At 63.1% G+C, this 24422-nt stretch carries 17 protein-coding genes; 9 read left to right on the forward strand and 8 right to left on the reverse strand.

What is annotated here, in order from left to right:
- The first annotated feature begins 1007 nt into the window (after positions 1–1007).
- From LFT47_RS09510 to LFT47_RS09525, 4 genes are read left to right on the forward strand one after another with little or no spacing between them, the layout of a single operon-like run.
- Positions 1008–2633 (forward strand): TIGR02677 family protein, encoded by a 1626-nt coding sequence (locus tag LFT47_RS09510; RefSeq protein ID WP_236817625.1) that lies wholly within the window; start codon positions 1008–1010, stop codon positions 2631–2633.
- Positions 2630–3877, forward strand: coding sequence for a TIGR02678 family protein (locus tag LFT47_RS09515; RefSeq protein ID WP_236817627.1), 1248 nt, complete (start codon positions 2630–2632; stop codon positions 3875–3877). The genes LFT47_RS09510 and LFT47_RS09515 overlap by 4 nt, the downstream gene beginning before the upstream one ends.
- A complete protein-coding gene (locus LFT47_RS09520) occupies positions 3874–8004 on the forward strand; it encodes a TIGR02680 family protein (protein WP_236817629.1) in 4131 nt (1376 codons plus the stop codon). Before LFT47_RS09515 ends, LFT47_RS09520 begins: the two co-directional genes overlap by 4 nt.
- Positions 8001–9371 (forward strand): TIGR02679 family protein, encoded by a 1371-nt coding sequence (locus LFT47_RS09525; RefSeq protein WP_236817631.1) that lies wholly within the window; start codon positions 8001–8003, stop codon positions 9369–9371. Before LFT47_RS09520 ends, LFT47_RS09525 begins: the two co-directional genes overlap by 4 nt.
- Before the next feature lie 272 nt (positions 9372–9643).
- Here the strand turns inward: LFT47_RS09525 and LFT47_RS09530 are convergent, their stop codons facing one another.
- The 3 genes from LFT47_RS09530 to LFT47_RS09540 all read right to left on the reverse strand — a co-directional run bounded on the left by LFT47_RS09530 (position 9644) and on the right by LFT47_RS09540 (position 13944).
- Complete coding sequence (locus LFT47_RS09530) at positions 9644–10390, reverse strand: hypothetical protein (protein WP_236817633.1); 747 nt, start codon at positions 10388–10390, stop codon at positions 9644–9646.
- Positions 10391–11594: 1204 nt separating this feature from the next.
- A complete protein-coding gene (locus LFT47_RS09535) occupies positions 11595–12740 on the reverse strand; it encodes a DUF4062 domain-containing protein (protein ID WP_236817635.1) in 1146 nt (381 codons plus the stop codon).
- A gap of 868 nt (positions 12741–13608) precedes the next feature.
- Positions 13609–13944: a hypothetical protein gene (locus tag LFT47_RS09540; protein WP_236817637.1), complete on the reverse strand. Its 336-nt coding sequence runs from the start codon at positions 13942–13944 to the stop codon at positions 13609–13611.
- Between the two features lie 574 nt (positions 13945–14518).
- Here LFT47_RS09540 and LFT47_RS09545 point away from each other — a divergent pair.
- The 3 genes from LFT47_RS09545 (at position 14519) to LFT47_RS09555 (ending at position 16540) form a co-directional block, all read left to right on the forward strand.
- Positions 14519–14725 (forward strand): ribbon-helix-helix protein, CopG family, encoded by a 207-nt coding sequence (locus LFT47_RS09545; RefSeq protein WP_236817639.1) that lies wholly within the window; start codon positions 14519–14521, stop codon positions 14723–14725.
- Positions 14722–15090, forward strand: coding sequence for a type II toxin-antitoxin system death-on-curing family toxin (locus tag LFT47_RS09550; protein ID WP_236817641.1), 369 nt, complete (start codon positions 14722–14724; stop codon positions 15088–15090). Before LFT47_RS09545 ends, LFT47_RS09550 begins: the two co-directional genes overlap by 4 nt.
- A gap of 1276 nt (positions 15091–16366) precedes the next feature.
- A complete protein-coding gene (locus tag LFT47_RS09555) occupies positions 16367–16540 on the forward strand; it encodes a hypothetical protein (RefSeq protein WP_236817643.1) in 174 nt (57 codons plus the stop codon).
- A gap of 121 nt (positions 16541–16661) precedes the next feature.
- Here the strand turns inward: LFT47_RS09555 and LFT47_RS09560 are convergent, their stop codons facing one another.
- Positions 16662–17597, reverse strand: a complete 936-nt coding sequence (locus LFT47_RS09560) for a LysR family transcriptional regulator (RefSeq protein WP_236817645.1) — start codon at positions 17595–17597, stop codon at positions 16662–16664.
- A 125-nt stretch (positions 17598–17722) separates the two neighbouring features.
- On the opposite strand from LFT47_RS09560, the gene LFT47_RS09565 reads away from it, so the two are divergent.
- Together LFT47_RS09565 and dctA are read left to right on the forward strand one after the other, a co-directional pair.
- Positions 17723–18862 (forward strand): PrpF domain-containing protein, encoded by a 1140-nt coding sequence (locus LFT47_RS09565; RefSeq protein ID WP_236817647.1) that lies wholly within the window; start codon positions 17723–17725, stop codon positions 18860–18862.
- Positions 18863–18919: 57 nt separating this feature from the next.
- Positions 18920–20230, forward strand: coding sequence for a C4-dicarboxylate transporter DctA (gene dctA, locus LFT47_RS09570; RefSeq protein ID WP_236817649.1), 1311 nt, complete (start codon positions 18920–18922; stop codon positions 20228–20230).
- Positions 20231–20608: 378 nt separating this feature from the next.
- Here the strand turns inward: dctA and LFT47_RS21375 are convergent, their stop codons facing one another.
- The 4 genes from LFT47_RS21375 to LFT47_RS09585 all read right to left on the reverse strand — a co-directional run bounded on the left by LFT47_RS21375 (position 20609) and on the right by LFT47_RS09585 (position 24084).
- On the reverse strand, positions 20609–20743 hold the full coding sequence (locus tag LFT47_RS21375) for a hypothetical protein (protein WP_272909623.1): 135 nt from the start codon (positions 20741–20743) through the stop codon (positions 20609–20611).
- 77 nt (positions 20744–20820) lie between these two features.
- Positions 20821–21642, reverse strand: coding sequence for an SDR family NAD(P)-dependent oxidoreductase (locus LFT47_RS09575; protein ID WP_236817651.1), 822 nt, complete (start codon positions 21640–21642; stop codon positions 20821–20823).
- A gap of 31 nt (positions 21643–21673) precedes the next feature.
- On the reverse strand, positions 21674–22486 hold the full coding sequence (locus LFT47_RS09580; RefSeq protein WP_236817659.1) for a sugar phosphate isomerase/epimerase family protein: 813 nt from the start codon (positions 22484–22486) through the stop codon (positions 21674–21676).
- Between the two features lie 182 nt (positions 22487–22668).
- Entirely contained in the window at positions 22669–24084 is a 1416-nt protein-coding gene (locus LFT47_RS09585; RefSeq protein ID WP_236817661.1) for an MFS transporter, read from the reverse strand.
- Between the last annotated feature and the right edge of the window lie 338 nt (positions 24085–24422).

A 24422-nucleotide genomic window follows, 5' to 3' on the forward strand; every position in this document is an offset into this window, starting at 1 on the left:
TGGTCGGAGTCCCGGGGCTTCGCGCCCGTCCTCACCTCGCAGGCGTCAGCCTGTGCCGCCCTGGACTACAAGGAGAGGTCATCGTCCGCGGCACTACGGCGGATCAGTGGGAGGCAATTCATGAAGCGTCCTACCACGGCCCAGATGGGATGGATGGGTGTGCGGCAAGGGTAAGCCCCTGAAGTGGACCCGAGCTGAGCGAGACTTCGATCCCTGGCGCAGGGACCAGTTCGGCGATCCGGTTCTCCAGCGTGAGGCGGAGGGCCACATCCTGCGGAGTGCCCTGTTACGGAGGATCGGCCTATTCAACGGGCTGCGGCCCGCATCAATCAGTACATGGCGCAGCATCGACCGAAAAGGCATTGTCGTCGAAGTCTTTCAGCCCGACTGCAGTGCACTCGACCGTGACGTATTCATTCGAGCCCTGACCTCCCCGAGGTTCTTTCCTCACCTCGAACTGGTGAAGGCACGCCCTGCCGACCCGTACGGCTACCTAAGACTGGGGACGACGGCTTTGGCCAGCATGATCGAGCTACGCCTGGTCACCTTGTCCTGATACACGTAAGACCGAGAGGCGGCCAGGATGATCTTGGCCGCCCTCCCTTCCAACTTGCAATTCTCAATGGCAGCCGGCGAAACACCAGCCTGACGCAGAACGCAGGAGAACCGGCCACGAAAGGCATCATGACCATCACCCCTACGAGAAACTTCTCCGCGTTGTTAACGGCACTCCGCCTGGCGACCGCACTGAAACCGGCACGATCTTCTGCGGTGGGCAAATCTGCATGTTCTGCCGCTCGTTCGCGTGCATGGCGCCCTAAATTTCATGCTGGTAACACGCGCCGAATGCCGGTGACGGTCAGCGGCTCTGAACGGCTGGCCTGGTTTTCTCGCGGACCTGGAACCACTGAACGGGCGCCTCGGCTTAGCAGGCGCAAACGCTTATTGGCATTATTTTCGCCTAACAGACCTACGACTGTCAGTGCGTCATGGAAGGATCTGTTGCTATGACGGATCCTCAAGACTCTTCGATGCCAAATGCCATTGGCTTGTCAGGCAGCTACGGCCCCTTCGCCTATCTCAGCACGCCCAATGCGCCGCTGTACCGGCGCGTCATGCGTGCGTTGATGGCGGAGAAGGAGCGGTTCACAGTCCACGTCCGCCCGGAGCAGGTCTGCCTGGCACTCAGGGCCGACGGCGGGGAGTCGGTCGAGGAGGGCGCGGTCACCGAGGCCCTGGAGCGATTGGCCCAGCCCAGCTGGGCTAATCTGCTTGCCTTTCCCGACTCGAGCCGGGTCACAGCGCTGGAGGATTTCTACCGACGGCGGATGCTGTACCAGATGTCGCGTGAGGGTGAGGCAGCCGAGCGTGCGCTCGCGCAGTATGACTTCGCGCTGGGCAGTCGCGGCGCGTTGCAGTCGGTGGCGTTGGAGGACATCGTGGTGCTGCTCACGAACCTTTGTGACACTGTTGCCGCTCACAGCGCGGGCGAGTCCGTGGACGCGGCCCTGACCCACCAGACCCTGCGCAGCCTGCGCGAACGTTTCGCCGAGTTGGCCGAGAACGCGGTGGCGTTTATGGGATCGGTCCAGCGCACCCTCGACCTCCATGACGCCGACGTGGGCGCCGTCCTGGCCTACAAGGAGCAGCTCATCGACTATTTGGAGCGGTTCATCAACGACTTGCTCACCCGCGGGGCCTCGATCGCCGACCGTCTCGGCAGAATCCCGGAGGACGGAGTGCTGTTCCTAGCGGCCACCGCCGCCGAGCGTGAGGCCCTTGACGCGGCCCCGGGTGAGGCAGACACAGCGTTCACGAGAGCGAGGGAGGTCTGGCTGCGGCAGTGGTCGGGCCTGACCAACTGGTTCATAAGCACGCCTGGCCGCGAGAGTGAGTCTAAACTTTTGCGGGCGCGGGCGCGGGCGGCGATCCCCGCGCTCCTCGCCGTCGTACGCGCGTTGCACGAGAAGGCTGGCGGCCGCACGGATCGCACGCAGGACTTCCTCACCCTGGCGAGGTGGTTCGCAGAACTTCCCACCGACGGCGACCGTCACCGGCTGTGGCGCTCGGCCTTCGGATTGGCACCTGTGCGGCATTTGAGCGTCACCGCCGCAACCGAGGACGCCTGGGCCGCGGCAGATCTTGGGAACACAACATCGTGGGCCGAGGCGCCACCGCTTCAGATCAGCCCCCAGCTGCGCCGGAGTGGATCGTACGAGCGCCGCGGCAAATCGGTTAGGGTCACAGACCGGACCGGAGCGAAGGCCCTGCTGGCCGAGCGCGCTCGGCGCGAATTGGAGCAGACGGAGGCAGCGCGGCGTCGGATCCTGACCAATGGGCCACGGCCCCTCTCCGCGTTCAACCAGCTGGACCCGGAGGCCTTCCAACTTTTCCTCGGCCTGCTAGGCGATGCGCTGGCTGCCATGGGGCCGCAGGGGACTACTTCGCAGGTGCACACTTCCGACGGAGAGCTCACTGTGACCCTCACCCGGATCCCAGGAAAGAGGACCGCGGTCATCAGAACGCCCGATGGGGAGCTGTCGGGGCCTGATCATCTGGTCGACATCGTGTCGGCTATTGATACCCCAGAGACAGGTCCTGCTCTCGAGCAGCTTTCGGAGGCGCACGCGTGAGGCCGGCCGATCTGGCCCCGAGCGTCTCGGGGGCGCTGGAGATCCGCGAGGCGGAGGGCCGGGCTCGGGCACTGCGGGCGCTGCTGGCGCACGCGACGCTGAGTGCGCAGGCTGACGGCGAGCTGTTCCGCCTGGCTCGGCGCCATGTCGACGGGCTACGCGATTGGTTCGATCGGGAGACGGGCTGGCGCCTGGTCGTGGAGTCGGAGACAGTGCGTCTGCTGACGTCGTACGTCCCGCACGGCCCCACGGCAACTGCCATCGCCGAGCGACATCCGGCCCGCGGACGCAGGGGCGATCCCCCCTTCACCCGTCGTCGCTACGTTCTCCTGTGCCTGTCCCTGGCTGTGCTGGAGCGGTCGGACCCGCAGATTTCGCTCGGTCGACTGGCCGAAGAGGTCGTGCTTGCCGCCCGTCAGCCAGGTCTGGAGGGAGTGGAGTTCACCCTTCATGGTCGGGAGGAGCGCTCCGACTTGGTCGCGGCGATCCGGCTGCTGCTGGGCTACGGGGTACTTGTCCGGGTGGCGGGCGATGAGGAGTCGTACGTGTCGGCTGATGGGGATGCCTTGTACGATGTCCACGGGCGGGTGCTGGCCACGATGCTGTCGACCGTCCATGGGCCCGGTCTGGTCGGTTCCGCGCTGGGCCCGGGTCCAGCGATCGGCCGGATCGAGGCAGCCCTACACGAGGCGCCGCCGGCTTACACCGAGGAGGAGTCCACCAGGCGGCTGCGGCATGCGGTCTCGCGGCGTCTGCTGTGTGATCCGGTGGTCTACTACGACGAACTGTCCGACGACGAGCGGAGCTACCTCATCGGCCAGCGGGTGCAGTTGACCCGTCGCCTTGCCGAGGCCACCGGGCTGGTGCCCGAGCTGCGAGCCGAAGGTGTCGCCCTGGTGGACCCGGAAGACCAGCTCACCGATGTGCGGATGCCGGACCAGGGCACCGACGGGCACGCTACGCTGCTGCTGGCCGAGCATCTGGCGGCCACGGGTTCCGCTGATGTGGCGGCTCTTCGACATCGTGTACGAGAGTTGGCCGAGGACAATGCGGCTTACTGGCGTAAGACGACCCGGGAGCCGGGAGCGGAGAATGCGATCGTTGCTGAGGCACTCGACCGTCTGGTAGGTCTTGGCTTGGTACGGGTTACCGGTGACGGGCCGCGCGCTGTCGCAAACCCGCTGCCGGCACTTCGACGCTTCGCTGTGACCGTCCCGACCATCATGCAGAGGAGGGCACGATGAGCAGCCTGGATGGAGCAGTGGAGCAGGCATTTGCGCACGGGGTGGGGTCAGAAGGCGTTCTACCTCGTCCCAGCAACCAGCGCTGGCAGCCCCTACGACTCGGTTTGGTGGACCTGTTCTACTACGACGACGAGCAGTTCTGGTTCCACGACGGGCGCCTGCTCCTGCGCGGCAACAACGGAACCGGAAAGTCTAAGGTGCTGGCCCTGACACTACCGTTCTTGCTGGACGGCTCGATCGCGCCGCGACGTGTGGAGCCGGACGCCGACCCCAAAAAGCGCATGGAGTGGAACTTGCTGCTGGGGGGCACCCACAAGAGCCCGGAGCGAACCGGCTACTCGTGGATCGAGTTCGGGCGCGTGGACGCCGACGGAACGGAGTCTTTCACCACGCTCGGTATCGGCCTCAAGGCGGCTGCGGGCCGGGGGATCGTCAAGACGTGGTACTTCACCACTACGCGCAGGATCGGGGATCTGCGCCTCTTGGACGATAGCCGTATGGTGCTGAGTCAGGAACGCCTCCGTGACGAGCTGACGTCCACCGGGTCCGGGCAAGTCCACATTACCCAGGAGGCCTACCGTCGCGCAGTAGACGAGATGTTGTTCCGGCTGGGTAAGGAGCGGTATGCCGCCCTCATCGACCTGCTAATTCAGCTGCGCCAGCCTCAGCTGTCCAAAAGGCTTGACGAAGAGGCGCTGTCGGCGGCACTGACAGAAGCGCTCGCACCACTTGATCAGGCTGTGGTCGCTGACGTCGCCGAGTCTTTCCGGTCCCTGGAGGAAGAGCGCAATGGTATTGCGGAAGCCAAGGACACGCTCGCAGCGGCAGAGGGCTTCCTGCGGCACTATCGCGTTTACGCCAAGGTGGCGTCCCGGCGGCACACGACGGCAGTAAGGCTGGCCAACTCCGCTTACGAGCATGCGGGCCGTGACCTTCGCGAGGCGGAGGAGCAGTTGGCTGCCGCTGTGGAGGAGGTGGAGCGGCTAGCCGGGCTGCAGGAGGACACCGAGGAGCGGCAGAGTACGCTGCAGGGGCAGGAGCAGGCGCTGCGGGCAAGTCCCGAGATGCGTGATGCCGACCGCCTGGACTTGGCCGAGCGCGAGGCAACAAACATGGAGCGCCAGGCTACGGCCACAGGCACCGAGGCAGAGCAGGCGTCTATCAAGGCCCGGAGGGAGAGCGAAGTCAGTGCCGATGCGGCTCGCCGACATGAGCAGGCGGATGCTGAGGCCAAGAGGCAGGATTTGGAGGCGGCCGAACTAGCGGTCGCGGCGGGGCTGCGGGCCGAACACGCGGTGATCGCCGTCGATGCCGAAGCTGCTCATCGGGCGGTGACTCGGCGGCGTGATCATGTAACGCACGTTCGTCGGCTGGTGGAGGCGGCAGAACGCGCCGCGTTAACTGCTACTGGTCAGCGGCAGTTGCTCGATGTGGCCGAGGCTGAGGCGGCAGGGCGTACCGAGGATCTGCAGGCCGCGCACGAGACGGTCGAGTCGACAGTGCAAGCCTATAGCCACAGCGCAAGGGCCCATGCGGACGGGCTTTCCGCCATTGTCCTGGACAAAGCGGTGGACGAGCTCGCTGGCCTATCCGAGGGGTGGGCGCGGAGCATGTCCGGGCAATCACCCATGCGGGCCGCGGTGGAGGCCGCAGCCACGGAGGCGCTCGAGCGAGTCGGGCGGGAGCGGGCCACCGCCGAGCACGAGGAGGAGCAGCTCGCCGATGAGCTGGCCAAGACTCGCACAGAGATTGCTGCCTTGGAGGATGGCCGCGATCCGGAGCCGCCGTCAGCTCCGGGGCGGGATCATAGGGCCCGAGCAGCCCGGCAAGGCGCACCCCTGTGGCGGCTGACTGACTTCCCCGACTCCGTTTCTGATGCCGATCGAGCCGGCATCGAGGCGGCCCTGCAGTCGGCAGGAGTGCTGGACGCCTGGATCTTCCCCGACGGCACCGTGCAGATCGATGGCGACGTGGTGCTCGGCCCGAACGGAGCAAAAACGGTTACGTCACTGGCGGCGGTGGTGATACCAGCCACCGGGCCGGACAGTGCGGTCGGTACCGACGTTGTCATGGCCGTCCTCGACCGGATCGGGTGGGGCGAGGCGTCAGAGGCTGCCCTGTGGGTGGACCACCGTGGGCGCTGGGGATCAGGCCCTGCACGTGGGTCCTGGTCCAAAGAGCGGGCCGAGTTCATCGGAGCCGGCGCTCGGGAGGCTTACCGGCGCAAGCTGCTCGCGTCCCTGCATGCCTGGGTCGGGGAGATAGAGGCCAAGCGTGCGGCTGCCCAGGAGCGGGTCACCGATGCCGCCCGGAAAGCCGAGGACGTACGAGCCGAACGTGCGGGCTATCCAGTGCAGCTTGAGCGCGCGCTCGCGTCCGCGCACAATCGCGTCGCCACCGCCCAGCTGGAAGTGGAGCGGGCACAGCAGAAAGTCACTGAGGCTCGCGAGGTGTGGGAGCGTGCAGACGAGGCAGCGAATCAGGCCAACGACGAGCTCGCCGAACAGGCCGCGCAACTCGGGGTCAGCACCACAGTCGCCGGGATCGATGCCACCGTAGTAGCCGTCTCGGCATATGCCGAGGCACTGGCGGAAGTGCGGAGCGCAGCCCGCGCCCTGTCCGACGCGGCGACTGCCCGGGATCAGGCCGCCGAGCGTGCCGCCGAGGCGAATGAATTTCGGGAACGGAAAGAGTCCGAGCACCGCGACCTAAGAGCCCAGGCCGCCAGCCTGCGGGCGAAGTACGAGGCGCTTAAGGATACCGTCGGAGCATCAGTCGCCGAGCTTCAAGGGCGGCTAGGCGAGATCACAGCCGCCATCAGGGACGTGGCCGAAAAGCTCAAGCAGATTGTCAAGGAACAACTCACCAGCGCAGCGGAACACGGACGATCGAAGGAGACGGTTCGCGAGCTGGAACGTCGACGCGAGGAGACCGCGACTGGACGCGAGGAGAAGATCGGCTGTCTAAGGGACTTCACCGCGACGGGGCTACTTCGGGTCGCGCTGCCCGAGTTCACCGTTCCGGCACCCGATGCGCCCGAGGAATGGAACGTCACAGCGGCCGTGAGCCTGTCCCGCAACGCCGAGCAGCAGCTGCACGAGGTCGATGAGTCCGACGATTCCTGGGGCCGTGCCCAGCAGCGCGTTTCCAGCGCCTCGACGGAGCTGGCAGCGCAGATGAGTCGTCACGGGCACACCGCCTTCGTCGAGCAACGCGGCGAGGTGCTGGTGGCACGCGTACGCTACCTGCTCGACGAGGTCGACGTCGACAGACTGGCGAACAGGCTGGCGGAAGACCTCGCGGACCGTGAGCGCCTGCTCAGCGCTCGCGAGCGGGAGATCCTCGAAAACCACCTGGTCAACGAAGTGGCCGGTCATCTGCATGAACTGCTACTAACGGCAGAGTCGCAGATCGACCGAATGAACCGCGAGTTGGTCGAGCGAAAGACCTCGACAGGTATGCAGCTACGTGTCCTATGGCGTGCGCGTGCGGATGGTCCGGCCGGACTGACGGCGGCCAGGGACCTGATGATCCGCTCAGACGCCGCTTGGACCCCCGAGGACCGCGATGCGATAGGAGACTTCCTGCAAGAACAGATCGCGGAGGTCCGTGCGGCCGACCCGACCGGAGGCTGGCAGGAGCACCTGGAGCAAGCCCTCGACTACCGGCAGTGGCATACCTTCGTGGTCGAGCGGCGGCAGAACGGGCAGTGGAGGTTAGCATCCGGCCCGGCCTCGACCGGCGAGAAGGCGCTGGCGGTCTCGGTGCCGCTGTTCGCAGCCGCATCGGCGCACTATAACTCGGCCAGCGCGCATGCCCCCCGCCTCATCCTGCTCGATGAAGCATTTGCTGGTGTGGATGATGATGCCCGAGCCAAATCACTTGGGCTGCTGGCCGCCTTCGATCTCGACGTGGTGATGACCAGCGAGCGTGAATGGGCCTGCTATCCGCAGGTGCCCGGACTCTCGATCGCACAACTATCCCGCGTCGAGGGAGTCGACGCCGTGGGCGTCACCCGCTGGCGGTGGGACGGTCGGCGACGACATCGAATCGCGGAAGTGGATGGAAACGCACAAGCCGGGGGCCTCTCCCCGGTTCCGTCAGATGAGGCGGCATTGTTCGGATGACCGCGCAACAGCCTGCTGGAGACCGTGCCGCGTTGGACCGACTCCTCGGTGTCCCCGAGATGGGCTGGCTCCTCGACAGGGTGCGCGGGCGGATCCTCGGCTCCGGTGGAGAGCCGCTCAAAGGCGTCGTCCAACTGAACGAGTCGACTGCCGAGCAGCGCTTGGCTGCCGTGAAGCTCGTGGGACGGCCGAAGCGAGCCGGGATGGCGCTGCGGGTGGACCTCAACGTTGTTGAAGAGATCCTACGCCGAGGGCCATGGCCGGCTGGCCTGGCCGACGCCGTCGAGACGCTGACCGGACCGGTGGTCGATCGCAGGGCCGAACGGGAACGGGAAGCAGCCGCGTGGGACGTTGCTCGCGATGGCCTGGCTCCGGCGGCCGCCCGCTTCCCTCGGCTCCCCGACTGGTGGGACGGCTGGTGCTCAGCCGGTGGACTCAAGCGAGCCGCGAGGGCCGAAGCGGCGAGGACCGGCACGAAGCCATCGCCTGCGGTGGGTGCGGCCCTAGTGAGTACGTTATTAGCGGTGCTCGAGTTGCTTCCGGCGCACGGGGACCCGCTGGCCATCCTCGCTCGAAGAGCGGTGGGTGACGCTCACGCTCTGGACGCGTCGAGGCCGCTCGGCCGGCTGTCTGTTTCCGTGATCCGGGCGGCGTTCCTGCCTGACGAGGCGGTCTCGGATGGAGAGTCGTCTCCCCGCGATGTGTGGGCTGCTGCAGGAGTCGTGCTGTCGAACCTGGCCTCAACCGTCCTGTGCCTGGGCGTCCCAGGAGTGAGTCCTGATTCGGAGATTGTCAGTCACCCATCGCAAACTGCGACGGCGAGCTCCTTGGAGGGCATGCGGGCAGCCCGCATGCCCGTGCTCCTGACGCTCGACCAAGTGCGCTCCGGGGGAGTACAAGCGCTCCCGCACGGTAGCGTCATTCACATCTGCGAGAACCCGACGGTCGTCGAAGTCGTGGCCGACCGCTGGGCGCGAATTACAGCAGTGGCCGGTACGTCCGGCGCTGGAGGACCAGTCCTTGTGTGCACGTCCGGCCAGCCGAGCACGGCGGTAGTCGAGCTGCTGAGGAGACTCACCGGAGAAGGGGCGGAATGCCGGTATCACGGTGACTTCGACTGGGCAGGTCTACGGATCGCCCGCTCCCTCAGCGCACACGTGAAGTGGATGCCGTGGCGCTACAAGGCCACCGACTACCGTGCCGCTTTGCGGGACGGCAAGCCTTCGCTTCGTCTGGCGGGAAGCCCAGCGGGATCCCCGTGGGATCCGAACCTGGCGGTCGCCATGGCCGAATGCGGCCTCGCACTCGAGGAGGAGGCCGTGGCGAACCTGCTAGCCGGGGACGTGTTGGCGGCAAGGCTCTCTTGAGTTGGCCGTAACCACGAGAGGGACGGGGCGTGCCGTCTAACGATCTCAGCCGTGACGCCTGTGGTCGAGCACTTCGCCCACCTTTTCACGGACTCGCTCGCGGGCCTTTTCCCGCGGCACGCCCGCCGTGAGCAGTGCCGTAGTCAGTGTTTGGTGGAGAATGAAGGCCACGACGGCGAACTCAGCAGCTGTTGGTCAGGGCGTCGGCAGTGCGGCTGACCCGCTGCGCGCTGACCTGGTGCCCGGCGCCTCAAAGTGGTGCGGCACGTAGGTCAAGGCGTGGAGGGTCGCGCCTTCTGTCCGCGTGATGCAGGGGAGGGTCGCGCAGTGAGGGAGGCGCTGATGCGCTCTGTGCTTGTGAACCACGAGAGTAGCTGCGGGTCGATGGAGCCGATGACGGTTCGCATGTTGACGAGTTGGGCTGGGACGTTGCTGCTGATGATGGGTTCCAGGTGAGCTATCCGGTTCCGGAGATGATAGACGCCTTCGACTGCGCGTTCGAGCTCTCGGGGAGTCCGGCGTAGATGGGGAAATCCCTTGCAGAGCGCTTCGTCCCAGAGGCGTTGTTTTCCGGCGTCGTGGCGCCCGGGCAGGATGAATCGCCAGGTTCCGAGGGACATTGCGGCAAGGATGTCTTCGTGTAGAGGTTCACGTTGGCCCTGTGGCCTGCGTGTGGTGGATTTGAGTGCGCGACGTCGGGCATCGGGGATGTCGCGGCCGGCGATGCGGAGCAGCAGTGCACTTGGATCGAGGAGCCAGTCGGAAGAATGCAGTCGTCCGCTCTCAGGTTCGGGCTGGGTGGCGTTCCAACTACAGAGCTGCTCGTCGATGGCGTTGCGTAGGACGACTTCGAAAACGTGTAGGGCTTCGTAGACGGCGCCTGAGAGATCTATGTTCCACCTGTAGAGCCGAATGGCTTCATGCAGGGTTGGTGTTTCTCGGATGTAGGGTGCGAGGCGCTCCGGGCTGATCCTATGCTGGAGGACCCGTTCGATCGGTGTTTGGTGCGCTGCGGCCATAGGACTAAACTGTAGAGGAAGACAGGGGCAGGTTCCCTGTTATGGATTACTGAGGGTCCCGCGGCCAAGCGCTGCGGGGCCCTCAGCCGTTAACCGCATTTGCAGCATCTCGGCTTGCGATGCTTGTCGATATTTCGCCCCTAGAGGCCGGTCGCCCGACCGCCTGCCGCCCGAATGGGAGATTCGTTGACTGCGGCGACGGTCATGTGATCGTGGGCCGATCAGGCCATGGAAAGGCTGAAGGGAGTGAACCGCCGTGAAGACCTTGGAGACCATAAGTGCGCCAGATTCCCTAAGCCAACGCGTCATTCTCTCGGGAGAGGTGTGCTTACAAGCGCGGTTGAACACTTCCAGCACTCCAATCCATGTCGGCGCAAAGAAGGACCGCACCCCTTCGTTGCGGGGTGCGGTCGGTGGTTGGAAAGCTGAAGCGGCGAATTTGGGGACGTTGACAGTGTCAACACTTTTGGCTTCGGACTGGGCCGTACATCGGTCGGATCGGGCCGGATTCCGCATGATTCCCGGAGATCCCAATGATTGCAGGGGCGGGAATGCAGTTCGAGTCCCACCTCGGGCACAGCATTCCCCCTCGTCAGAGGGGTTTTTGCTTTAGCGTGTGTACATTCTCGTGGGTCAGCTCCCTCTGACGCTGGTTCGCGGCTGTGGCCTGGCCGCCGCGGTGGCCTATTCAGGTGTGTGGGTGGCGGGTTCAGGGCCCTGGCTGGTGGGCCTCCGCTTGCTCTGGGCTGGGGTTATGCGGTTCCTCGCTCCGGTTCGGTCGGGTTGGTCGTGGATGGCCAATACCGTTCATGTATTGGGGGAGCGAGGACGACATGACTTCGGAGATCTCGCCAAAGAGCGCCCCGGGAGTCGGTCTTACGGCGTGCCCACAAGAGTCGCGCCCCGAGGTATGTCCTGCCAAAGAGGGTGTGTGGACAGTGTCCACACCTACGTCTGCTTTATCGAAGGCCGAGTGAACTTGAGTCCGAAGTCAGGTGGGGCCCCAACACGTCGTCTTCGGATGCCCCTCCGCGGGTGCAAGAGGCAGTCAGGCCAGCTCTCGCCTGCCTCTATGCCTCGAAACGCTAGGGATTCGAGGCATTGAGGTTTCGGGACACATCACGTCGATTTATGCGATGCTCTTCGTGTCCGCAAGGGGATCCTTCACCGCTCCTCTCGGCCAGGAACGTATGCCCGTGCTGCCTTAAAGCCCGGTGACGGTTCCGTCAATAGATAGTGATGCTGGGTCTGGTTCGTTCACATACATTTGCGGCGGGGTCCATGTCGCTTGAAGGCGGCGTGCACCTTGGTGCGCAGGACCGAGTGCAAACGAATCGACCCGCGATGCGGATCCGTCGGTAATCAGTTGTTCGGCGATTAGCAGACGTGCGATCGGACGCAGAACGCTGTCGTCAAGACCAGATCCCCGTAACGGGGCCAAGGGATCAGTTGGACGTGCGAGCCACCCAGCTTGCTCGCCGAGCGTAGAGGTTCCGAAGAGGCCATCAGACAGTGTGCGACGTGCCACTTCATCGGCAGAAATGCCATTGAGTGCAGCCCGCATGTGCAACGTTCGCCGTTCCTGAGCTACCAGCGTCAGACGCTCCTCGTGTGCGATGGTCGAGATTGTTCGTGTTGATAGGTCCGTCAACTGCACCGACAGAGCTTCAGTCGGAGAGGCAAAGGCGACGCCGCTAGCCCGGCCGTCGCGCAGACGCACCAACTCGGCATGCACTGCATCACTTCGCACGACGGCCGTGATCGAGATCCTCCTGCCGTCACTGGTGATCTCACGTGCCCGAAAGAGTGCTCGCCCTACGCGCACCCATGGTGCTAGCTCCTCACCTGCCAGATCCTTTAGCCGCCGAATTACGCGCTGTTGTAGATCTGCTGAATCGCTCCAAGAACTGGTCGTATACAGGTTGCGCGCGCCCTGAATGAGATCCCGTTGTGCACCGTCCATCTCGCCCGATGACTCGCCATGCACGAACAGGCAGAGCCTCAGTCCGTTGCGTTCGGCCTCTCGATACTCGGCATGGGTCGCCGAGTATCCGTCGGGCATGCGTACGCCATAGCGTGGTCCCCACATGCCCACGTAAACCTCGGAGCTGCGGACCCCTGCCAGGTAAGCCTGATCTGCGGACACATCCAAAGGACCTAAATCCTCGAACATCACAGGTGTCGCGCCGATACTCTCGATTGCTGCGCGAACTGCAGATCGTTCCTGAGGCATGTCGGTAATAAGACTGGAAACGAACACACGTCTTCCGCTCGCCCACGCCCTCACATCTTGCTCCGAAGCGGTTAAAGATGCCGAGCGTTGATCAACCAGCAAGGAGGCGTCAGTCATGCTCCAAGTCCACCACAGAGGCACGACATTTACACTTCGGCCAGCAGGATTCCGGTCGTGCTGTATCGCAATGTGTCGCCGAGAAAGTCAATTTATAGGGGGGAAGTGGCCCTGTCCTCGGGTTATAAGCCTGTCCCGGAAAAGATCTTTGACGCCCCCTGGCTACCATTTATTCACGAATGAGAACGTGTCCGCGGCGTTTGCTTTCCTGGAAAGCATCACGCAACTCGCGCTGCACCACGTCGCTCAAATTGGCCGGAACTGTGCAGCCACCCCCGCCTCCGGGCACGTAGCCTTGGCCAGCGTCCGGCGTGCAACGAAGCTCAGGCGGTACCTGGCGTTCAATGCTGACGCAAAGCTCGTGCTGGTGCCCGCTCCTGCAGCTGAAAATCACGCGGACTCGTCGATCAGGTGCGCTCATAATTGTCCCCATAAGTTTCATATCGGTCCTTTGAACCGTATGGAAAGAATGTATCGCCCCTCCCTGACATTTGGAGGGCCAAAGGTTCAAGGCGGCGGAGCAGTAGTACGCCTGTAGGCGGTCGTCTAGCGCGCAGCCATACATGGGTTCTCCCTTTTGCCGCCGCTGCTAGCCTCTAAACCACACGTTTACCCCGCACGGTGAAATGTACGGTGAATGTGCCTTAACCGGTCCGGTCCTTCCTGGCGTTCAGCGGGAGTAGCCTGCAGCGGAACATGTCGGGGAGACGTCGGGGTCGCAGGGATCGAACGCCTAAGGCAGCACCGCCTTGACGACGGCGCCGCAAAGGGCCTTCTTGTACTCCATAGGGTGCTCACAGAACTGCGGCTCTCTGTAGATCTTTGGGCTGGAAAAGAAAGTCCTTGATGGCGTCGACCTTGCCGATATTCAGTGGAAGCACCGTCTGTGGGACGCCTCGGCCGCCAGGGCGCGGCTTGTCGAACCTATCCAGACTCGCGATGAGCTGCTTACCGGACAAAGGCGGCCTGTCCCCTTGGTGGCGAGGTCATCCAGGAGGGCGTCAAACAGCCGGGAGTGGTCGCCGCTGAGCGCGTGGTTGTACCTGGGCATTGGTATCACAATAGGCTCGTGCCCGTCGGCGTCCACGGTGAAGCTGATGACGTCCGGGCCTCCGTCGCCGTGCTCGCCGAAGCTGTCCACGTCATGCAGCGTGACTGCTTTGATGTTGCTGCGGGGAATTACTGCGACGCCACGACGATTCATTGGACTTGAGCAGGTGCTCGTGGATCGCCTTGACCTGGTCAGTTTGCTCCTGCGTCACTGCTTCCCCCGCTGGGTTGATGCGGTCGGCACACATTGCACCAGACACCTCTTCCAGCATAGGGACGCGGTACGACAACGGCGGGGCGCCTAGCGTTAAAGGGTTGCCAGAGGGACGTTTCGCCAAGGGGCGCGAACGTAAATAACCGCTACGCTCCGGACTGTCTCGAAACTCTTGGGAAACGAGACGCCTCGACGAGCGAATAGTCGTCTGACCTGCACAGTTGCAGATTTTCTGCGGAATCTTGCATGCGCGAGGGCAAGGATGATTCTCGTAACTATGTCTCATAACTTCGTAGCCAAAATCTGGTACTGATCCTTGGTTATGAGGCAGGTGAGCGCGCGTCGGCTCGAGGGGGACTAGAGCGAGGCCGGAAGTAAACACACTTCTGGATCCAGCAGCCTAGCTTCTTGAAAAACTTTCCACGACACCGCGGCCCTGCTCGGGTGCGTCTGGTCCCTTTAGCGGGACGTGCAGTCCAGTCAAGAACGGGTACCGCTTTGGTACCATAGTGACATGGCTATGAATCTCCGTGTCCCTGAAGACCTCGATCGACGGCTGGAAAGGTTGGCTGCCGAGCAACACACGTCCAAGTCCGCGCTTCTGTTGCAGGGCGCGGAGTTGGTTCTGCAGCGCCACGCGCGCCGGCGTGAAATCAGCGATGGCCTTGATTTTGTTATGAGTCATGACGCTGAGCTGCTGAAGCGCCTTGAGGACGCGTGACAGCGTACCTGGACATTGAGGATGCACTTCAGGTAGTTGATCGGTACGGCTTCCATATTCGTGATGTCGGGTTGTTGGCCTCGGCTTTGGCCAGGCCGGCTACGACTGTCATGGGCGCGGAGACTTATCCGGAACTGGCGGTGAAGGCGGCAGCGTTGTTGGAGTCCGTCGCACGGTTCCATCCACTCATTGATGGCAACAAACGGACGGCGTGGACGCTGATGGTGCTGCTGCTCTGGATCAACGGTTACCGGCATGCCTTCACGACGGATGAAGGCTTCGACCTCGTCGTCGGAGTCGCCGCGGGCACTGTCGACTTGCTGGACTCTGCCGCCGAGATTTCCAGGCATCTGGTGCCCCGGTAGTCCTCCAGCGGCCCCTGAAAGGGGGTGTGGACAGTGCCCACACTTTCCGCCTCTTACGGGCTCGCACAGCCCTCGGACTGTCCCGGATTCCGCACGTTCTCGCGGCTTCCCAGTGTTTTCAAGGCCTAGAAGACAGTTCGAGTCCCACCTCGGACACAGTGTTTCCGCAGGTCAGAGGCGTTTTCTCCTTTTAGTATTGACAAAACTTGACTTTTCGGAAGTCTTCGGATTACAGGGACGCAGCCTCTGTTGCAATTGCGCCGATACTCGGCAAGTTCTCCCGCACGTAGCAACCGAGATGTTCTCTCTAAGGGGCCTCATCCCGTTCCGTCGCCGAGGGATAGCCGGGACAGGGCGGGTCATGCGGTATATGCGCTGGGGCGACACGGGCCAGTCCGGACTCCGTTGCCGCACGCGCGCAGAGTTCACCGCATATGCTGTGTCCTGGATTGGGGGAGGGAGCCGTTTGGATTTCTATGAGCGTCTTTCGATGCGGGGCGTGCTCTGGGCGCATCTGCATGACCTGCACGGGAACGCATTCGAGGCATTTTTCACGATGTGATGACGCTCTGCGTCCCGGGCTTGTCGAAGTGCGCACGCACGGAAACCTCGGTGATCTGGCCAGCGATGGGCTGGACCTGCATGCGGGCAGGCTCTACGCCTGTTATGCCCCGGAGACTTTGAACGCTGCCTCAACTGTCGAGAAGTTCAAGTCTGACCTGGCTGGCGTCATTGAGAAACGGTCAGTGCAATTCTCGACCTTCGTGTTCGTCCACAATGACGTTCGTGGCTGCGGACCAGCCATCTCTTCAGCACCGCGATTTCCTCGTTCTTCTGGCCGAGTTTGCGGTGGATGATTGCTGCCTGCTCCGTATACGCCGGCGCGGGCATTCCACGTCCGGCGTCACCCTCTGCCCCCTTTGATCGCTTTGTAGCAGAGGACGAGTGCTTCTTCGAGGCGTCCTTCACGTTTCAGCTGCTTGATCGGCTCAATGAGCTCGAGGTAATGGACACCGTCGACCATGCCGCACTGCTTTTATCATTTAGCGGTCCTTCCGCAGTGACTCGCCGCTAACAGTCCAGGTTGTCTGTCAGTCTCGGGCGGCGTTCAGATAGCGGGAGCACGGCTGGGTCGAGGGGCCGGAGTGCAATTTGGGGAACCGGGCACGATCCAAAAGTTCGCGAGGAATGAAGCGACACCGGTGCGCCGAACGAAGTTTTGGATCGGGACCGGCGCGTGGCGCCCTGGATGCGCCGGAGGACCCGCCCAGCGACGATGGAGCATCAGAACGACAAACAGCCAGGCTCCTTCTGGTCCTTCATGGTCGCTCGGGAAGGACGAGGCATGCCGTGCTCCGTGCTCGCACCCGTGAGACCCGTGAGACCCGTGGCCCGGGAGTTCGCCAAGGGCTCGGATGAGAACCTCAGCCTGACCGGCCGCGCCAGCTGATCCCAGGTAGCCGTGCAGGTCTGTAGTTAGTGCCATGATGGCCGTGCAGCGGCAGGTGGCATGATCGGTGGCCGCGGGCAGCCTCGACAGAGGACCTAACAAACGACTACGACACGAGTTACTACACGCTGGGGTTGCCTGCCGCGGGTGCCGGGGTCTGGATCCGTTTCGCCGTTGCACGGAATACGGATGCGGCTTGCTGGCCGGCGGGGCTGAGCCTGCGGTTGGCAAGGTGGGCGAGGAGGATCCTCCGTGTCGGGGAGCTGGCGAGTGGAACGGCGATGATGTCGGGACGAAGCGCGCTCAGGGCGAGCTGCGGGGCAAGGGCGATGCCGATGCCCGCGGCGACCATGCCCTGGGTCTCTTGGTAGTCGTTGGCGGCGAAGGCGATGCGCGGTTCGAAGCCGGCATCGCGGCAGACCCGTCGGAGGACGTCGGCCACGGGGTGTTCGTCGCGGACGATCCATTCCTGGTCGCGGAGCGTGCCGATCCCCACCGACCGGCGCGCCGCGACAGGGTGGTCGCGGGGTACGAGCAGCATGGTGGGGTCGTTCATGAGCCGAACGACGGTCAGGTCTTCGTCCTCGATGCGCTCCCATGGGTAGTCCCACAGCAGCGTGAGCTCAATGTCTCTCCGCCGCAGCCGCTCAAGGAGGCCGTCGCGACGGGCGCTGACTACCGTGACGGCGACCTCCGGATGGCGGGCGCGGAAGGCGAGCACGACGTCGGGCATGAGGGATGCGCCGACGGTGGGGAACGTCCCCATTCGCAGTTGGCCTCGCCTCAGCCCGGCGAACTCGCCCATCTCGGCCCGGGCGGCCTCGATTGTCCTGTCGATATCGTCCGCATATCGCAGTAGGGCCTGACCTGCATCGGTGAGCACGACGCCTCGTGGATGGCGGTCGATCAGGGCGACCCCCACTTCGTGTTCGAGCTTCGCGATCTGCTGGGAGACGGCTGACGTCGTGAAGGAGAGGGCCGTCGCGGCGGACGTCAAGGAGCCGGAACGGCTTACTTCGCGGAGCAGATGGAGTCGGTGCAGGTCAAGGTCGGCCATGGATTGAGTTTAGCAAAAGTGAAGTCCTGTGGAGAATCCTGTGATTGTGCTGAACTGTCGGAGAGTGGATCGTAGAAGGAGCAGGCGCCCCGAGGCGCGATCACGACACTTGAAGGAAGAAGACCATGCAACTCCGCGGTCATTGGTACCGGGGCGGCACGAGCAAGTGCTGGCTCTTCAACGCCGAAGACGTGGCACCTCACGCCGGCAGCCGCGAGGAGATCCGCAACCTGCTGGCGGATGCCTTCGGCGCAGCGGATGCCCGCCAGCTCGACGGCGTCGGCGGCGGCACCTCAACGACGTCCAAGGCTGCAGTTATCCGCGCCACTCCCGAGGGACCGGCGGACCTCGACTACCTCTTCGCCCAAGTCGGGATCGGTGATCCCACCGTGGAACTCGGTTCCAATTGCGGTAACTGCGCCACCGCGATCGCCCTGTACGCCGTCCAGTCGGGTGTCGTTCCTCCGCGGGCGGGAACAACGCGGGTCAGCATGCGCAACCTCAACACGGGAGCCGTACTGAGCGGCACGATCGCGACCCCAGGCGGCCACATCCCGACGTCGGGCATGGCGAAGGTTCCGGGCAGCAGCGCGCTGGGCGTTCCCGTCAGCCTCTCGTTCCACGCCCCGTGGGGGCGGACCACGGGCGCGGTTCTGCCGTCCGGAACCGTGACCGACGAAATCTCTGCCGGCGGGACCACTCTTACGGCGACCCTGGTTGACGCGGGGGCACCGGCGGTGCTGATTCCGGCTGACGAGGCAGGCATCGACCTTTCCTCGATGACCGGCAATCTGTCTGAGCACCTACCCACGCTTGTGGCTGCCCGCGCCTCGGCAGGTCTGATGATGGGGCTGAGGAAGCCTGAAGATCCTCCGCAGAATGCTGTGCCGAAGGTCGGCGTCGTTGCAGGGCCGGGCGACTACACCGCGGCCGACGGAACGAGGATCGCGGCGGATACCCATGACCTGAGGGTGCGCATGCTCTCGATGCTCGCACCCCACCCCGCCATCGGCCTTACCTCAGCCGTTGCGGTCTCCCTCGCTGCTGCCCTGCCCGGATCGGTAGTGGCCAAAGCGCTGCGCACGGCAGACAGCGCTCACCAACGGCGCCGGCTTCTGCGCATCGGAACGCCTGCCGGTGTCATCACCACCGAGGTCGTCGCCGACGACAACGGTTACGTCAGCGAGGTCGCCCTCGACAGGGCGGCCCGCCAACTCGCCGTCGCCGACATCGACGTCGCACAGCCTGTGGCACAGACGGCCTAGCCCCTTCAATCTGCCCCTGCCATCATTAGATGGGGCACTCACCCAGGAAGTTGTTCAATGAAGATCAAATCCATCCTCGGACACCTCTATGTCCAGGTGCTCATCGGCGTCGCGCTCGGCATCCTCGTCGGCGCGCTGTGGCCTGACCTCGGTTCCTCCCTCAAGCCGCTCGGCGACGGCTTCGTGAAGCTCGTCAAGTTCATGATCGCGCCGATTGTCTTTTGCACCATCGTCAGCGGCATCACCTCCCTGACCGACACCAAGAAGGTCGGTCCGACCCTGCTGCGTTCGCTGGGCCTGTTCTACGTGCTCACCTTGGTGGCCCTGGCCATCGGCTTGGGCGCGGTCATGCTGTTCCAGCCGGGCGCCGGAATGCATATCAACCCAGCCCACCTCGATACCTCTGTCGCCTCGAAGTACACAACCCAGCTACCCAGCAGCAACCCGGTGGACTTCCTGCTGAGCATCATCCCCACCAGCTTCGTCGGGGCCTTCGCCAACGGCGAAGTCCTGCCCGTGCTCGTCATCGCCCTGCTCTGCGGGTTCGCCTTCAGCAAGCTCGGCGCACCCGGCCAGCTGGCGCTGAACCTGGTCAACAGCTTCAACAAGCTGCTGTTCGTCGTGTTCGGCTTCCTCATGAAGGTCGCCCCCATCGGGGCGTTCGGCGCCATGGCGTTCACGGTCGGCAAGTACGGAGCCCACTCGATCGGCAACCTCGGGATGCTGATCCTCGCCTTCTACGCCGCGTGCATCGTCTTCGTGGTTGTCGTCCTCGGCATCCTGGCTAAACTGACCGGTTTCAGCCTGTGGCGGATCCTGCGCTACTTCCGCGATGAGTTCCTGATCGTCCTCGCCACGTCCTCAAGCGAACCTGTCCTTCCGCGCCTGCTCTCCAAGCTTGAACGCATCGGCTGCGACCGCGGCGTGGTTGGCCTCGTGGTCCCGACCGGCTACTCCTTCAACCTCACCGGCACCGCCGTCTACCTGACGCTCTCCTCGATGTTCATCGCCCAGGCCTGCGACATCCACCTGAGCTGGGACCAGATCCTGCTCATGCTCGGCATGATGCTGTTGACCTCCAAAGGTGCGGCGGGCGTCACAGGCAGCGGCTTCGTCGCCCTTGTCGCGACCCTGACGGTCATGCCCACGCTTCCGGTTGCGGGCGTGGCCCTCATCGTCGGCATCGACCGCTTCATGAGCGAAGCCCGCGCCCTCACCAGCACCGTGGCCAACATCGTCTCGTGCGTCGCCATAGCCAAGTGGCAGCACGCGCTCGACACCGACAAGCTCCAATCCGAGCTAAAAGCAGGTTTCGTGCCTGCCGAGGCGGAAAAGCACCAGCTGGGCGAACCCGCTCTGGCCCACTGAGAGAGCCCACCACGAATCAGGCTCCTACCCCTGCCCGGGGCCTGACGCGGAGGAATGCCAGACACACCGACACATCTCCGCGCAGCCGCCCCAGGGACCCTTCGAAACCGAATCAGAGACTGAGAGATTGCCTCCAAAAGGCCGCATCGGATACCAGGCCCTGCATATTCCATCGCAACAGGTAACCCGAAAGTCGGGCGCAGGAGCCGGGTCCGATGCCAACGGGGCGGGGAGCAGACACACTGTTCCCCGCCCCGTCCCCACGTGGCCAAGTTCATCCGCGGAACCGGGCACGGACGTTACCTCGATGTGTGTAGGCAACTGTGCGGGTAAGCGGTGCGGGGTCAATCGCTGCCCGCTGGGAGAGGGCGGACTGAGTTAGGGGAAGAGGTTCCGAGCTCCTTCAAAGATCTCAGCCATGGTCCAGGCATCGAAGGAGAGCAGCCTCAGGGTGCCCTCGGCGGCGATGCTCACGTGCTTACCGGCCAAGGTCGGGTAAACGCGGGCATTCATTATGGGTGTAGAAATGGGGCCGGTCCGATTCCAAGCCGAGGCTACGTCAATTCACGCGGTGCCGTTCGATTCGGGCGTCAAGATTTGGAGCTGGGCCGACCAGGAATATGGCTGAGAATAGACTTAGAGAAACCACCATCAACGCAGATGTCTTGGCCGGTTACATAGCCCGATAGCGGACTTACAAGGAATTCGATCACGTTGGCGATGTCCATGGGATCGCCAATTCTTGACAACGGGATAATGTCTTCCCTTGCCTTTTTGATTTTGGGATCTTCATACATTTTTTCAGTCATCCGAGTATGAGTCATACCCGGGGAGACTACATTTACACGAATCCCGTCAGGTGCCCATTCCAGCGCAAGTGTTTGGGCCAGCATCGTCAACGCAGCTTTACTGGGACTGTAAGCACCTGATCCGGCGTGTGGTAGCTGACCAGACATTGAAGAGGTGAAACAAGCGGAGCCGCGGCTCTGCTTCAAATGTGGGTAGCTTGCTTTGGCAAGAAGCCACGGCCCGCGGAGGTTGACCGAGAACATGCTCTCCCAGTCCTCCACGGATAGGTCACAGATCGCAGCGGGGCTCGCGATACCGGCATTCGCTACCAACGCGTCCAAGCCGCCGAACTCCGCTACCGCAGCTTCTACCAGTTGATTTGGCACGTCAGGATCTCCGAGGTCGCCTGCCAATGCGATGGCGGTGCCCCCCATTGACTGGATGGAACGAACTACTTGCTCCTGGCCGCTGTTCGATTCGTGGCCACACACCGCAATCATCGGGTGCGCGCCCCGACCAAGAGCCGCCTCTGCGAGTCTCAGGCACGTAGACGCGCCTATGCCGCTACTTCCGCCACTCACCAAAGCTCTCACCGTACATACTCCTTTTTGATAGGGGTTCATAGGAAAATTATCGCGATCTCGAATGCAGTGCTTAATTCTCTAGTTCCCAGCCTTGATTTTTAAGATCCTGCATTGCCTTCTTAAATTCCTGTACGGGGTTCTCTTCGCGAATTATCTCAAGAACAACGTTATTGATTCCGCAGGTTGTCTTGACGGCCTTACCCAACCCGTCCCAGTCGATCACTCCAGTGCCGATTGGATCATGACCCCAGGTTTCCCTGCCGGTATCGGAGATATGCACTAGCCCTATTGATTCGTGATTGGAGAGCAAACTCGCTACGGGATCCTCCCCTATGTAGGCAGCATTGGCGACATCGTAGACGATCTTGACTGAATCATCGTTGATCTCGTTTACGACGCCGACCAGCTCCTGGATGGTGGGGGTGAAGCAGTACGGGGTGTTTTCGAAAAGCAACCTCGTTCCGGCCTGTTTGGCGAGCGGAATGAGGCTTTCCAGACTCTCGTACATCCACCCGTACGTCTTTTCGAGTGAGGGTGAGATCATGGGGCGTCTTGTGCCGGGGGATATCACGACCTCGCGGACGTCCCAAGCTGCAGCCAGGTCGATCACCGACTGGATGTGCTCAATGCTCTTGCGGCGCATGTTGGCGCCAGGGCTGGCCAAATTGATGTCATATCCGCCGGCATTCAGCGACCTGATTTTTGCGCCGTAGTCGTTGAGCCGTGGACTGATTGCAGAACGCTCCGAGCCGGATATGTCATCGGGCCAACAGTGTGGAGAGCTCACCGGAACTTCAAAAGTTCGGTAGCCATTCTCGGTTAGTTCGGCGATCGCATCAATGGCTGTAGATGACCATAGATAGGAAAACGTATTAATAATCATAAATTGCTCCTTCTCAGTCCTGCGCCTATGGAAAGGGTTACTTCATCTCAATTCAAATGTAAATTTCGACCCTGACGCCGGGGAATCGTCCGCTGTATGCGCCGGGCGGCTCGACAGGCCCCGGGGCTGATACACCCACTTGCCCAATCGAGCCGCCACGGATTTACCGGGACTAAGCGTGCCTAACGCAAGCGCTTCTCGTCGGTTGCCGGCGATGGGGCCGCCAGTAGGTGCTCGCCTTCAAGTACCTCGGCGTCAGCAAGCGCAACGGTGGCGCGGCCGGCCTGGCTGCCGGTCTCCGGGAGGGTGAAGTAGACGATGAGGCAGAGGGCGACGACGACAATCATGTAGACCGCGACAAGCATGGGCTGTCCGGCGCCAACGAACGCAGCGGCGATCAGTGGTGCGGTGCCGCCGAAGACGGCGATGACGATCTGGTGTGCAAACCCGATGCCGGAGACCCGCACCGCGGCGGGAAACAGCTCGGCCTGAATGGTCGGGTAGACGGCCTGCCAGATACCGAGAACCACCCACCCGGACGCCGATACCAGAACGTAGACGCCAAAGCCCGGCTGGTTCAACAGGAGGAGGAGGGGGTAGAAGAGTACGATCATGCCGATGGCACCGATGATGGGGAAGATTTTGCGTCGGCCGAGTCGATCGGACAGTGCGCCGCAGATCGGCACAATCACAACGAGCAAGGCCAGTCCGATAACGTTCCCGGTCAGCGTGGATCCAAGGTCCCGGCCGCTGGTCAGCTTGGCGTAGGTGGGGAGGAAGGTGGCCCAGGTGTAGTAGGCGACGGCCGGGGCGGAGAGGGCTGCCGCCTGCAGCAGCGCCTTGGGGTGTTCGCGAAGCAGGTCCATCAGGCGGGCCGCCGCGGACTTTTGATCGACGAGGGCGGTCGCCTCGAATTCGGGGGTCTCTTCTGCCCGGGCCCTCAAGATGAGGCCGACGACGCCGAGGATGCCGCCCGCGACGAACGGGATGCGCCAACCCCAGGCGGCGAGGTCCGCCGGGGCAAAGGCTGATGTCACCATGGCTGCGGCGCCGGTCGCCGCAAGGGTCGCGAGACCGCTCGCCGTGTTGGAAAAGGAACCAAACAGACCCCTGCGGTTCGCGGGAGCGTGTTCGACCATGAATGCGATGGCGCTCTGCGCTTCACTGCCAGCCGAGATTCCCTGGAGGATGCGTGCCACCAGGAAAAGAATCGGCGCCCCATAGCCGATGGTCGCAAATGAGGGTGTGAGGCCGATGATCAGAGCACCGAGCGCCATTCCGGAGATGGACAGTGTCAGGATGCGCCGGCGGCCGAAACGGTCGGCGAGAGGAGAAATGATGACTCCGCTCAGCGGGCGCACAACAAATCCGACCGCGTAGGTGAGCAGTGCTGCGATAAGGGAGGCGAACTGGGAACCGCTGGGAAATATCTGGGTTGAGAACACCGCTGCGAGCAGCCCGTAAATGTACCAGTCGTACCACTCGACGAAGTGGCCGATCGTTCCGGCCACCATATTCACGTTGCGGCGAGGTCGCGCGGATACTTCCGCAAATCCCGAAGCGCCAGGACTGCCGAAGGCTTCTTGTGAGGTCTTCATTGAACTCTCCATATTTTCACATTTGCTGCGGAGGGGTATTGGAATTCCCGGACACCTGAAACGGTGTGGGGTTCTGGTCCGGCTGTAACTCGGCTCGACCGCACAGCCGACTCCAAAGCCGAGTGACGGCGCAACACATAGGCGCTGCCTGACTTGCAGTTGGGAAAGAACCTGATCCTGCCTCTCTCCCGTGAGATCGATTGCAACAGCCTCATAAATGAGATCGGTTGCTGAGATCGGTTGCAGACAACAATACGTAGGCTTGCCCGCTCTGTCAACGGTCATTTTCGATTCAGCGAACGGAGGTCCAAACCTGTCGCCAGCACATAACGGGAGGA

It is taken from the genome of Arthrobacter sp. FW306-2-2C-D06B (assembly GCF_021789175.1).
Classification (GTDB): domain Bacteria; phylum Actinomycetota; class Actinomycetes; order Actinomycetales; family Micrococcaceae; genus Arthrobacter.